Origin of the sequence: Rhodococcus sp. NPDC058521 (assembly GCF_042719695.1) — a bacterium.
Lineage (GTDB): Bacteria > Actinomycetota > Actinomycetes > Mycobacteriales > Mycobacteriaceae > Rhodococcus_F.
On sequence record NZ_JBHXNL010000005.1, the window covers coordinates 95,176 to 107,422 of the forward strand.

At 64.5% G+C, this 12,247-nt stretch carries 13 protein-coding genes; 5 read left to right on the forward strand and 8 right to left on the reverse strand.

From position 1 onward, the window contains the following. Nucleotides 1-14: 14 nt before the first annotated feature. Nucleotides 15-530, reverse strand: coding sequence for a MarR family winged helix-turn-helix transcriptional regulator (locus ACFWO3_RS10310; protein ID WP_378576860.1), 516 nt, complete (start codon nt 528-530; stop codon nt 15-17). Nucleotides 531-1,064: 534 nt separating this feature from the next. Here ACFWO3_RS10310 and ACFWO3_RS10315 point away from each other — a divergent pair. Both ACFWO3_RS10315 and ACFWO3_RS10320 read left to right on the forward strand, forming a co-directional pair. Beyond that, the gene (locus tag ACFWO3_RS10315) at nt 1,065-1,568 is read left to right on the forward strand and encodes a GNAT family N-acetyltransferase (protein WP_378576862.1); all 504 of its coding nucleotides are present in this window, start codon (nt 1,065-1,067) and stop codon (nt 1,566-1,568) included. A gap of 64 nt (nt 1,569-1,632) precedes the next feature. Next, entirely contained in the window at nt 1,633-2,964 is a 1,332-nt protein-coding gene (locus ACFWO3_RS10320) for a DUF5691 domain-containing protein (RefSeq protein WP_378576864.1), read from the forward strand. On the opposite strand, the gene ACFWO3_RS10325 is transcribed toward ACFWO3_RS10320, so the two are convergent. The 5 genes from ACFWO3_RS10325 to ACFWO3_RS10345 form a co-directional block, all read right to left on the reverse strand. Beyond that, entirely contained in the window at nt 2,965-3,192 is a 228-nt protein-coding gene (locus ACFWO3_RS10325) for a hypothetical protein (RefSeq protein WP_378576866.1), read from the reverse strand. A gap of 153 nt (nt 3,193-3,345) precedes the next feature. Continuing rightward, the gene (locus tag ACFWO3_RS10330) at nt 3,346-4,470 is read right to left on the reverse strand and encodes an acyl-CoA dehydrogenase family protein (RefSeq protein ID WP_378577343.1); all 1,125 of its coding nucleotides are present in this window, start codon (nt 4,468-4,470) and stop codon (nt 3,346-3,348) included. A gap of 8 nt (nt 4,471-4,478) precedes the next feature. After that, nucleotides 4,479-5,654 carry an acyl-CoA dehydrogenase family protein gene (locus ACFWO3_RS10335; protein WP_378576868.1) on the reverse strand — a complete coding sequence of 392 codons (1,176 nt, stop codon included), beginning with the start codon at nt 5,652-5,654 and terminating at the stop codon, nt 4,479-4,481. A gap of 93 nt (nt 5,655-5,747) precedes the next feature. Beyond that, nucleotides 5,748-8,255: an ABC transporter permease gene (locus ACFWO3_RS10340; protein ID WP_378577345.1), complete on the reverse strand. Its 2,508-nt coding sequence runs from the start codon at nt 8,253-8,255 to the stop codon at nt 5,748-5,750. A 29-nt stretch (nt 8,256-8,284) separates the two neighbouring features. After that, nucleotides 8,285-9,058, reverse strand: coding sequence for an ABC transporter ATP-binding protein (locus ACFWO3_RS10345; protein WP_378576870.1), 774 nt, complete (start codon nt 9,056-9,058; stop codon nt 8,285-8,287). A 183-nt stretch (nt 9,059-9,241) separates the two neighbouring features. Here ACFWO3_RS10345 and ACFWO3_RS10350 point away from each other — a divergent pair, with 183 nt between their 5' ends. Next, nucleotides 9,242-10,045 (forward strand): hypothetical protein, encoded by an 804-nt coding sequence (locus tag ACFWO3_RS10350; RefSeq protein WP_378576872.1) that lies wholly within the window; start codon nt 9,242-9,244, stop codon nt 10,043-10,045. Then, nucleotides 10,042-10,431, forward strand: coding sequence for a YchJ family protein (locus ACFWO3_RS10355; RefSeq protein WP_378576874.1), 390 nt, complete (start codon nt 10,042-10,044; stop codon nt 10,429-10,431). Before ACFWO3_RS10350 ends, ACFWO3_RS10355 begins: the two co-directional genes overlap by 4 nt. 3 nt (nt 10,432-10,434) lie before the next feature. Here ACFWO3_RS10355 and ACFWO3_RS10360 read toward each other — a convergent pair whose 3' ends face one another. Further along, nucleotides 10,435-10,869, reverse strand: a complete 435-nt coding sequence (locus ACFWO3_RS10360) for a hypothetical protein (RefSeq protein ID WP_378576876.1) — start codon at nt 10,867-10,869, stop codon at nt 10,435-10,437. A gap of 94 nt (nt 10,870-10,963) precedes the next feature. Then, the gene (locus ACFWO3_RS10365; RefSeq protein ID WP_378576878.1) at nt 10,964-11,332 is read right to left on the reverse strand and encodes a hypothetical protein; all 369 of its coding nucleotides are present in this window, start codon (nt 11,330-11,332) and stop codon (nt 10,964-10,966) included. Nucleotides 11,333-11,695: 363 nt separating this feature from the next. Here ACFWO3_RS10365 and ACFWO3_RS10370 point away from each other — a divergent pair, with 363 nt between their 5' ends. After that, on the forward strand, nt 11,696-12,172 hold the full coding sequence (locus ACFWO3_RS10370; protein WP_378577347.1) for an alpha/beta hydrolase: 477 nt from the start codon (nt 11,696-11,698) through the stop codon (nt 12,170-12,172). Nucleotides 12,173-12,247 lie beyond the last annotated feature (75 nt).

Here is a 12,247-nt window from a genome sequence, read left to right on the forward strand (position 1 = left end):
GACTGTCCTCTCCGTCACTGTCTGGTACCTACGGCGTGTGGCCGATCGGCGCTCCGACGAAATCGGCGCAACAGGTCTGCGAACGACTCGATCTCCATGTCGGACCATGCCCCGAGGCGGTCGGCAACCTGTTCCAGTCGCTCGGCGGTCGCCGCGTCGAGAACTCGGCCGCCGGTAGCCGTCAGCGTCAATGGATGCCCTGTGCGCAACGGGCCCGGCTCGGCGTGAACCCAGCCTTCGTCGATACACACGCGTAGCTGGCGCGACACCGTGGAGCGGTGGACGTGGAACGCGTCGGAGATGTCCGTGGCTCTGCAGCCGGGGTTGCGTGCCACGAAAGTCAGTAGCGAATGTTGTGCAAACGTCGGTGCGCCGTCCTCCGGCCGACCGTCCGCCACCAACTGGCGCAGCAACCGCACCAATTCGTCATGCACCGCGCCGACGCCGGAGTGGCGCGTCACATCGCTTTCGGTCAATACCTGTTGCACATCGCAACTGTAACCGGTCATTTGCTTCTCGACCACGAACACCAACTCCCGATCCGTATTTCGACAGCACTTCGCTCGAACAAGATCATCAATTCGGGCACAGCAGAACACCTGTGTGCAAACAGCCCGCCCGCGAAACAGCAGCTGCGCTCGAGAATCAGACCGCTTCCAGGTTCGGCGGCGTTCAACTGCCGGTTTCCCGAGATTTCAGGCGAAAGCGCCCGTCACACCCCCAGTTCACAGGTAAGGAATACCGCGAAACAACCGGTCGTCGACAATCAACCATCCGGTGACGCGCACAACATTCCGATCGAATGTGAGCAGTCCGTCTCTCGACCGAGAGAACCGGACATTTCGACGGTATTCGTAAAGTTTTAGCAACAAACTCGCTATGCAGACGGGCCCCGAATTTCTGGGGTGGTCGGCACCGGCGCTGTTTGCAACAGTCCTCGATGCACTTCCACCGCGCCCAATACGTTCCCGGCCTCGCCGGGCCGACACAGCTACCGCGCAGTTCCCCACCCGTCAGGTCGATAATCGATTGTGCGACGAACACCGATCGACGAAGCTGAGCGGATGATCGTTCGCAGAGAGGTCCCAGCCGACATTCCTGCCATCGCAGACGTCCACCGACAAGCCTTCGACGGCGAAGAACCCGCCGAAGTGGGCCTGGTCGTTACCCTCCGCGCAGATCCGGCATGGGTTCCGGAGCTCTCACTGGTCGCGGAAGTGCAGGGCGTCGTCGTCGGGCACGTGTGTCTGACAGCCGGGAAGGTCGAAGACACAGCTGCCCTGGCACTGGGTCCGATCGGTGTGTTGCCGTCCCATCAGAGCACAGGGGTGGGGTCGGCTCTCATGCATGCGGCACTGGGTGGAGCCGATGCGTTGGGCAGTCCGTTGGTCGCGCTCCTCGGACATCTCGACTACTACCCCCGGTTCGGTTTCGTACCAGCCGACACACTCGGCATCGCTCCGGAGGAACCGAGCTGGGTCTCACACTTTCAGGTACGAACACTCGGAACCTGGCGTTCCGCGATCACCGGCACCTTCCGTTACGCTCCCCCGTTTCTCGCGCTCTGATTGGTCCGCTCGACACGACCGAAGACGCCCCTGGGCGCCGTGTCGATGACATACGGTGATTCCCGTGAACTCGCCGCGAATCGTCACCCCGGGCAGTCACATCGAACTCAGTCGTTCCGACGCAGATCGCACGCTCTCGGACGCCGTGGTTCAGGACCTGCGAACGCTGATCGAGACCCGGTCGTGGGCCCTACCGGAATGGTTCGACGCCGCCGAGTCCGGCGGGTTCCGAGCCCCGGCACATGCGGTTGCAGGTCTTCTGGAACTCGCCGCCGAGACTCCGGCACACCGAGAGAACCTCATCCGGCTCACAGGCGAGTACGGACAGCAGCTCACCGCGTCCGAACCTGCGCTTTCCACCCTTCGGCGCCCCTCTCGGTTCGATCCACGTCCGTGGATTCACGGCTCGCAACTCGAGCGATTCCAGTGGCTCACGAATGCCCGCACCATGGATCCGGAATCGGCGGTGCGCGAGATCGAACGCACGTGGGCCCGAGAGTCGGGCGGAACTCGGGCGGCACTCCTGTCCGTTCTCGAAACGGCACCCGTACCGGCGGACGAAGACCTCCTCGAATGTGCACTGGACGACACCCGCAAAGACGTGCGCGAACGAGCAGTACAGATCCTGCGCCGGTTGCCGACCTCGGCATACGCGGAACGCATGGCACACCGGGCCCGGAGGTGGTTTCACGTCGAGGACAAGCCATTGCGGACCCGACTCGTGGTGCGGCTACCAGGTTCACTGGACCGGTCCGCACGCCGCGACGGGTTCGAGGACGTCCACTTCAAGAACAAGGCAATCCGCGGCTGGTGGCTCCGCACCGTGGTCACGGCAGCGCCGTTGTCGGTGTGGGAAGAGATGGTCGGCTCGGCCAGGGAAGCACTCGACATCCCGATCGAATCGCGGTGGCACGCCGCGATGTCGGAGTCCTGGCGTGCGGCCACCACCACTCAACAGAACGCCCGCTGGGCCGAGGCCTTCCTGAGCAGAGATGGGAGGCGAGTCGATCGACGGATCGCGGCCCTGGTTCCCGCGCCCACGTTGACGGACTACATCTGCTCCGGGAAGGCGGATTCGTACCTCCTCGGCGTCACCGGCAGTGCGCTGCTGGACGGGCTATCGCATCCGTGGCCCACGCCCGTCGCCCGTCGCGTCGTCGCCACACTCGAACACGTCGCTGCGAGACAAGCACGTTCGGGTACGGTGCTGGGCGCAGACTCACGTCAGAGCCACCACACCGTGATGCGTTCCGCTGCGACGCATGTGCCGCTCGAATCGTCACGCTTGTTCGAGGAAGCAGCAACACGTGCTGCGGACGCCGAATGGCGTGCTGCCTTCGTCGATGCTGCCGCTGTTGTCAACAGGCGGCGAAGAATGCTGGCCGAACTGAGGTGATCAGCCGGCGGTGGTGATGCGCCGACCGACTTGCTTCATTTCCACGTCCATGTGCATCTCCGGGTGCGCGTCGGCACGGATGCGAAGTAGGACGAGTCCCGAGACGGACGCGACGATCAGTGATGCGACGATCCATTCGACGTGCAGTTCGGCGATGCCGATACCAGCGCCGATCAATCCGATGGCAAACAGGCTCCACATGACGATCTTGAAAGCGGCGGACCCCATGGCGGTGCTCCTTCGTAACGGTGTGCGAACTTCTCCCCCACTCGTTCCGGGTTGCTGTTTCGGCAGAAACGTTAACCACGTCACACGCCAGTTCCACGGACGACACGACCGTATTGCCAGGTCCGATACCAATTCGAGACCTTCACCTGAAACTCAGAGCAGTTGTGCAGGCCCCGATGCCGAGGTCGCCAACACCCGCAGATGGTCGTCACCGCCACCGAGCGTGTGCTCGATCGCGGTGAGGCGACTGACGTAATGCCCCACCGGATACTCGGCCGTCATCCCGATGCCGCCGTGCATCTGGATGGATTCCTGTCCGATCTGCCGTGCAGAGCGGCTGATCTGCAATTTCGCACGTGACGCCACGAGGGGATCCTTCTTGCCCGCAGCCAACGACATCGTTGCGTACAGGCTCATGCTGTGAGCCAGCTCGAGGAGTACGTACAGATCCGATGCCCGGTGAGTGAGCGTCTGGAACTTGGCGATCGGCACACCGAACTGTTTGCGAGTCTTCAGATACTCGGTGGTCAGACGCAGGGCTTCCTCCATTGCACCCACGGCTTCGGCGCACAACGCAGCTTGGGTACGGACCTCGCAGTCCTCGATCAGATGCCGCGCATCGCCGCCGTCGCCCAGCGGCTCCGCCGCCGCACCGTCGAACGAAACCTGCGCACCACGCAACCCGTCGTGCGTCGCATATGGCGCGACCGTCACCCCGGAAGCATCCTTGTCCACCAGAAACAGCCCGACACCACCGTCAGGCAACGCCGCACTGACGACGAATCGCTGTGCGTCGCCCCCGTGCGGCACCGGGTTCTTCACCCCGGAAATCGTCCACTCCGAATCACCGCTGGAGGCAGTCACGGCGATCTTCGTGGACGGCCAACGCACCCCGGGCTCGTTGTGTGCGAACGCGAGCAGTAGTTCGCCGGACGACAACGCGGGGAGGATCTGCACACGCTGATCGGCACTTCCGCCGTCGGCAACGAGTCCGCCCGGTATCAGGACGGCGTCGAGAACCGGCTCGGGCGCCAACCTGCGACCGATCTCCGTCATGACTGCGCCGACCTCGACGGGCCCCGCACCCATTCCGCCGTCCGACTCCTCGAACGGCAGACCGAGGATGCCCAGTTCGGCAAGCTGCTTCCACACCTGCGGGCTCCAGCCTCGATCCGTGGCTGTGATCTCGTTGCGCTTCTCGGAGTCGTAATTGCGCGCCAACACGTCACGGGTGGTGTCACGCAGCAGCTTCTGTTCGTCGTCGAGTTCGAAGTCCACGGCTTGCCTCACAATCCGAGAATCGAGGAGGCGATGATGCTGCGCTGCACTTCACTCGATCCGCTGTAGATGGATACCTTGCGGTAATTCAGGTAGGTGGGTGCGGCGCGCTGCGCCCACACGGGCGAGGCAATGTCGGGGCCGGCATCGAAAGGTAGCGAGTCCTGGCCCGCAATATCGGTGAGGAGCTCGAGGGTCGCTTGCTGCAGTTCCGAACCTCGGAGCTTGAGCAGCGACGACGCCGGGTTGGGCTTGCCGTCCGCGGAACTCGCAACCACCCGCAGCTGCGTCAGCTCCAGAGCGAGGACCTCGTTCTCCAACTCCGCCAGCCTCGCCGCGAACAGCGGATCCTCGAGAAGAGTGCCCTCGCCGACCTCGATCTCGGCCGCCTTCTCGCGGGCTTGGGCGAGCCGCACCTTCGAGAAGCCGAGGCGGGTCACACCTGTCCGCTCGTTTCCGAGCAGGAACTTCGCGTAACTCCACCCCTGGTTCTCTTCACCCACGAGGTTTTCCGCCGGGATACGCACATCCTCGAAGAAGACCTCGTTGACCTCGTAGCCTCCGTCGATCAGCTTGATCGGCCGCACCGTGACACCGGGTGTCGACATGTCCACGAGTACGAAGGAGATTCCGGCCTGGCGCTTCGGCGCATCGGGATCGGTCCGGACGAGACAGAAGATCCAGTCCGCGTGCTGTCCCAATGTGGTCCAGGTCTTCTGGCCGTTGATCACGTAGTCATCACCGTCACGAACCGCGCGGGTCTTCAACGACGCCAGATCCGATCCGGCCTCTGGTTCGGAAAACCCTTGGCACCACCAGATGTCGAGGTTCGCAGTGGGAGGGAGAAACTTCTCCTTCTGTTCCTGCGATCCGAACGCGGCGATCACCGGGCCCACCATGTTCGCGTTGAACGCGAGCGGTTCCGGCACCGAGGCAAGCTGCATCTCGTCGAGCCAGATGTGCCGTTGAATGGGCGTCCAGTCCTTACCGCCCCATTCGACCGGCCAGTGCGGGACGGCGAGGCCGTGGGCGTTGAGAATCCGGTGCGACTCGACCATGGCGTCGCGGCCGAGTTCGTCACCGTTGGCGTACCGAGTCCGAATCTCCTCCGGGATCTGCGTGGTGAAGAACGTCCGCATCTCGTCCCGGAACGCCAGTTCCTCGTCCGTCAGATTCAGGTTCATCCTTTGCCCTCTCAGATCTCGCCGCAGCCGTCCACTCGCACGGTAACGCTCCGGGCGAGTGTGTGGGAGCAGACCGCGAAGAACGCTCCGCTCCTACAGATCCGAGATGGCTTCGAGTGGACGAGTGCGCGCTGCCCTCGCTGCCGGCCACAGCGCGGCGAGCACGCCCACCACACCGGACCCGATCAGCATCGCCACGATCTGGCCCCACGGAACCGTCACACGATCGATGCCTTGATCGGCGAGCGTGCTGACGAATCCCCAGCCGAACGCGACACCGAGAATCACGCCCACCACCGCGCCGAACACCGCGATGAGCATGGACTCCAGATAGATCGTTCGGCGCATCTGCACCCGCTGCATGCCCACTGCCCGAAGCATTCCGATCTCCCGACGCCGTTCCACCACCGACAGCGCGAGTGTGTTGACGATACCCAGCACGGCGATCACGACCGCCAACGCCAGGAGTCCGTACAGGATGGCGAGCAGCATGTCGATCTGTTGCGCCTGAACGCCTTTGAACTCGTCCGCATCCATGACCTGGACCACGACGAACCGTTCGGTCGCGGACTCGAGTTCGCTGCGCAAGTGCGCGACGTCTGCACCTTCCGCCGCATCGACGAACACCAGAATATCCGGCAACGAAGCCGCCGGCATGGTCTGCCGATACACCTCGTCCGACACCATCCACGGACCGAGAAGCTGGCTGTCCTCGTAGATTCCGGTGATCGTGGTGGTCACCGTGTTGTCGTCACCGTCAACCAGGCCGACCTCCGACCCGAGGTGCCAACCCTTCTTCTCGGCCTCGCTCTGCGAGACGATCATGTCCGTTCCGGTCACCTCGGACTCGCCTTCGACCATCGTGTAGTCGAGAACTCCGTCGACCGGCCCGTCGTAGGACACACCCCGCTCGTCCTCGTCGTCGATCTTCACCATCACTGCGTGCAGCGCCACCGCACTACGCACGTCGTCCAGCTTCTCGACTGCCGTCCCGGCACCGGACGGGACTCCGGACATGTCGGGTCCGGAGAGGATGTAGTCGGCAGTGACACCGACATCGACGAGTTCGTTCACGCTCGCTTTCGCGGAGGACCCGAACACGCCGATCACCGAGACCAGCATCAACCCCAGAGTCAGCGCGAACGCGGTGGCAGCGGTTCGCCGCGGATTACGCACCGCGTTCGTCCGCGCCAGTCGACCGATCGGACCGAACGGCCTCGCGAACACCGATCCCAGAGCGCCCACGACCGGGCGGGAGAGCGCCGGCGCACCCAACAGCACCGCAAGAATCAGTGCCAGCGCTGCCGCACCCACCAGGGCGGCGGCGCCGTTGCCGGTCCCCTGCGCGCCCACGATCAGGCCGACGACACCGAGAACGCCCAATCCGACGCCCAGAAACGTCCGGGTGCGAAGGGAATCGCCCGTGGAGGCGAACTCTTCGCGCATAGCCGCGACTGGAGGCACTTTGGACGCGCGCCGCGCGGGGGCGTAGGCGCTCACGGTGGTGACGAGAACACCCACCACCAGTGCGATCAGGATCGTCCGAACGCCGACCTGCAACGATCCCTCGGGAAGTCCCAGATCGAATGCGTTCAGAAGTCCGCGCAGACCGTAAGCGAGACCGATGCCCGCGACGATGCCGAGCGCACTGCCGATGATGCCCACGACGAGCGCCTCGAACACGACGGATCTGCCGATCTGTTGCCGACTCGCTCCGACCGCCCGCAACAAGGCAAGTTCCTTCAGCCGCTGCGCCACGATCATGGAGAAAGTGTTGTAGATGATGAACGTTCCGACCAGCAACGCGATGGCGCCGAATGCGAGCAGGAAGTAGTTGACGAAACTCAGTGCCGTGGAGATCTCGGACTTGGTCTCTTCACGTACCTCGTCGCCGGTCTGGACCTTGTAGTCAGGCATCGCGGCGGCTACGGCCCTCTGCAACTCGGTGGCAGGCATACCGTTTCCGGCGACGTCCACGTACTCCACGTGCCGACCGTCGGTGAACAGTTCGAGGGCTTGCGATTCGGCGAACTCCACGCCGATGAACCCGCCCGTCTCGTTGCCCGTGTCGTAGATGCCCGTCACGGTCACGTCCACCAAGCCACGGGAGGGAACGAGGATGCGGGTCTCGTCACCCACGCCCAGCCCCGACCTCTCGGCCGCGCTCGTGTTGATCGCGACCTGGCCCGGCTGTGCAGGCGGAGCCCCCGCGACAATCGGGTCCGGGTCGGACAACGCCTTCTCCGGCGGCAGATACGACACACCGATACTGGGTGCGCCACCTGTTTGGACCGCACTGCCCTCGGAGTTCAGCAAGACGACGGGTCCGCTCGCGAACGCCGCGACACGCTCGACTCCGTCGATGGCTGCGATCTTGCCGAACTCCTCGTTCGGTACGCCTCGCGAAGTCTCACCTTCCGTCGAGACCCGAACGTCCACGCCCTGAGCGGTGTCCGCGAAGATCGAGTCGAACGTGCGTTGGAGGGTGTCGGTGAAGACGAACGATCCGGCCACGAATGCGGTGCCGAGCACTACCGAGAGGACGGTCAGCGCCAGCCTCACCTTGTGGGCCGCCAGGTTGCGGAGCGCCACTCTGCGCATCGGTGAGCCGGGCGATCTCTGCGCCATGATCAGATCGCCGAGTCTGCGCCGACAGTGCCCTGCGCGGCGGGCTCGTCGAGGCGCTTCATCGTGTCGAGTACGGAATCGGCTGTGGGATCACGCAGTTCGTCGACGATCCGACCGTCCGCGAGAAACACCACACGATCGGCGTACGCGGCGGCCCTCGGGTCGTGCGTCACGATCACCACGGTCTGACCGAACTCGTCGACTGCGGCGCGAAGGATCGACAGCACCTCACCCGAGGACTTGGAGTCGAGATTTCCCGTCGGCTCGTCGCCGAAGACGATCTCCGGCTGCCCGGCCAGTGCCCGCGCGCACGCGACGCGCTGCTGCTGCCCACCGGACAGCTCCCCCGGACGGTGATCGAGCCGATCGTTCAGACCCAACCGGGTGAGCACGCTGTCGAGCCACTTCGCATCCGGGGTTCGGCCGGCGATGTCGAGGGGCAACGTGATGTTCTCCAGCGCCGTCAGGGTCGGGACCAGGTTGAACGCCTGGAACACGAATCCGATCCGATCCCGGCGCAGGGCAGTCATCTGCTTGTCCGTGAGGTTCGTCAGATCCGTGTCGCCGACCAGTACCGATCCCGACGTCGCGGCATCGAGCCCGGCCAGACAGTGCATCAGCGTCGACTTCCCGGACCCGGACGGGCCCATGATCGCCGTGAACTCGCCCCGAGCGAAGTCCGCGGACACCCCTGCCAGCGCGTGAACGGCCGTGTCCCCTTCCCCGTACGTCTTGGTCAGGTCGACTGCGCGGGCGGCTGTGGTGTGCGTGCTCATGGGCACCTCTCGTGGTCTTCGGATGCGAGCGACGAGGCTCTCGCACCATCCTGTCGAAAGGAACGTGCACCCGCCATCCGGATTCACCCTGAAGTTCCGTGGCACGTAGGTGCTATTTCTCGGACAACAGGTCCCCGGAACGCGGATAATTCGAAGGAGTCGAATGGGGAGCGAGGCGCGGCCATGATCGACAAGTTTCTTCAGTCACCGTTCGCCGGGCTGGCACCGTGGATCGTCATGGCCATGCTCGTGGGCCCCGACAGGTTCGAGGTGGCTGTATGTGCAGCTCTCGGCCTGTCGCTGCTGTTCACCTTCCTGGGTCACCGTCGTGGTACCTCGTTCAAGCTTCTCGAGTTGTTCGACATCGTCTACTTCGGCGCTCTGGCCGTCATCGGGCTGTTCGCATCCGACGCTCTGATCACCTGGCTCGAAAAGTGGTCCGGTGAGATGACGAGCATCGCGCTGGTCGTGTTCGCGTTCGGGTCGATCCTCATCCGAAACCCGTTCACCCTTCAATACGCACGCGAGCAAGCACCCGAGGAGTACTGGGACACACCGGTCTTCTACCGGATCAACCGGAACATCACCCTCGTCTGGGGGCTGGCGTTCGCAGTCAACGCCCTGGCCGGACTGTTCGCGGACGTGGTCCTGGACCAGCCGGACGAGTTCTGGACGGCATGGATCATCCCGATCGGCACCATCCTGTTCGCCGTCGCCTTCACCGAGTGGTATCCCGATGCCGCGTCGGCCCGGGCAGCGGCGGCCGCAGGAGACCCGTCCGAACCCGTCCCGTCCCGCTCGAAGCTGATCGAGTGGATTCCGCCGTACACCGTCGCCGTGGGGATCGCGATGCTCGTCACCGACAACGATCCGGATTGGGTGGCCATCGCATTGATCGTGCTCGGCGTCGTCGGCGGAATCGCCATGCGCAAGTACTCGGCTGCCAAGTACTCGGCTTCACGGGAACCCGCAATACTGGAGAAATGACGACGATCTGTCCGTGCCGTCTCGGCGAACCCTACGACGAGTGCTGCGGCCGTTTCCATCGCGGCGAGGCCGTGGCCCCCACCGCCGAGCGGCTCATGCGATCACGATTCAGCGCCTTCGCAGTCGGCGATGTCGAATACCTACTGAATTCCTGGCACCCACGTACGCGCCCGGCCGCACTCGAACTCGATCCCGAGCAACGCTGGATCCACCTCGAGATCCTGGGAACAGAACACGGTTCCCTCCTCGACGAGGAGGGAACCGTGGAGTTCCGCGCCCATTACCGGCAGGACGGCCGACGGGGCGCCCTCCACGAGAACAGCCGGTTCGCCAAGGAACGCGGCGAATGGTTCTACGTGGACGGCACTGTCTCGGAAGGCGATTGACGCCTACTCGCCGTCGCCGGCTGGATCTTCGCCACCACCGTGATTGGGATTGGTGCAGATCGTGCCCTCACACGGAACCTCCGAGCCGTCACCGTTCGGATTGGGCATCACAGCCCCACCGTTCTCCTCCGGATTCGGACCCGCACCATGATTCGGGTTCGTACAGATCGTGCCCTCACACGGAACCATCGAACCGTCACCGTTCGGATTGGGCATCATGCTCGCGCCGGGGGATGCAGGTGCTCCGGCCGGTGCCGACTCCGAACCTTCCGCCGGGGTCGTAGTAGCACTCGTCGTCGATGTCTCACTCGTCGTCGTAGCGCTCGTCGTCGTAGCGCTCGTCGTGGTCGTGGTGTCGTCGGTGTCCGAACCGTCGTCACCGCACGCAGGAAGAACCAGAATCGCTGCCGCGGCCAGAATCATCGCGTACTTCTTCATCGGATGCCCTTTCGCTCCGTCGACCGGGAGATCGCCGGACGTGCAGGCAAACCGGCCGTTCGGTTGTGACCTCTGGGACTCTAATACCTGTCGCTCACTCGGGGGGCGCGATTTCTCCGCCGGAGTCCGGACCGGGCGGCTCGTTGGTGGGGACGACATCGGTGGGAACGTCGCTCGCGGTGGGCGGTCTCGGCGGCAACGTCTTCGCCACGCTCTCCTGCTCCGGGCTGTACCCGGGGCATCCCTCGTACGGACTCGGAATGTCCGGGGATGCACCGAAACACAGACTGTTCGGGTCCTCGGTGTCGAACGAGTCCCCTCGCCCTGGAAAGGGTGAGTCCGTGCCCGCCACCGGGGCGGAGGTCGCACCGCCTGTCGAGGGAGCTCTTGTTCCCTCGTCGTTGCCACAAGCCGCGAGGAACACCAACGCGACCGCAGCCACGATCGTCGCCGAACGCCTCATACGGGACTCCAACCGGTCGTGTTTCGAGTTCTGGCCGACACCGAACCTAGTGCCGAACCCGACAAATTACTCCGAGATCGGCGAAGTGTGAACCGCCACGGTGAGGCCGCGACCTGAGTTGAACTGCGGACGTGTTCGGACTCGGAGACGCTCCCCTGCGCAATGCCCGAATCGTCATTCGCGCGGTGATCGCCATCGGGGTCTCGTCCGGCGCCGCTTGCGCTACGAGCAGGGGGAATCGGATCCCGCCGAGCCGATGCCGTCCGCCGGAACGACCACTCGCATCGAATACGGCGACACCCCGACAACTTCGGCGAACTGTATCTCCCCGAAGGGTCCGACGACGATCTTCCTGTCGTGGTGATGATCCACGGCGGTGGGTGGCTCGAAGACCATGACCTGTCCTATTTCCAGCCGCTGTCCGCTTCCCTCGCCGAGGAAGGCGTCGCGGTGTGGAACGTCGAGTACCGCCGCGTCGACGGGGCCGGCGGCTGGCCGGTCACGCTCGCCGACGTGGACGACGCGACCGAGACTCTCGCCACCGTCGTGCAGGAGAAGGCCGACAATCGCCTCGACCTCGACCGCGTGCACCTGGCCGGGCATTCGGCGGGCGGCCACCTCCCCATCGGCCTGCCCGTGACAGCGCTGCACGGGGACAACGACCAGACAGTGTCGATCGACCAGAGCCGCAATTACACGGCCGCAGCAGTAGCCGTCGGAGATCCCGCGCAACTGCAGGTCCTACCGGGGACCGGGCACGGCGATTTCGGCAATCCGGACAGCGCCGCGTGGGCCACGGCGCGCGAAGCAATTCTCGGACACGTCGGCACCGTGGATTGACGGGGTTGGGCGGCTGAACCTCCCGTATACCTGTACTGCGTAGGAACACCCGGCGGAGGCACCGGCAGGCACAGG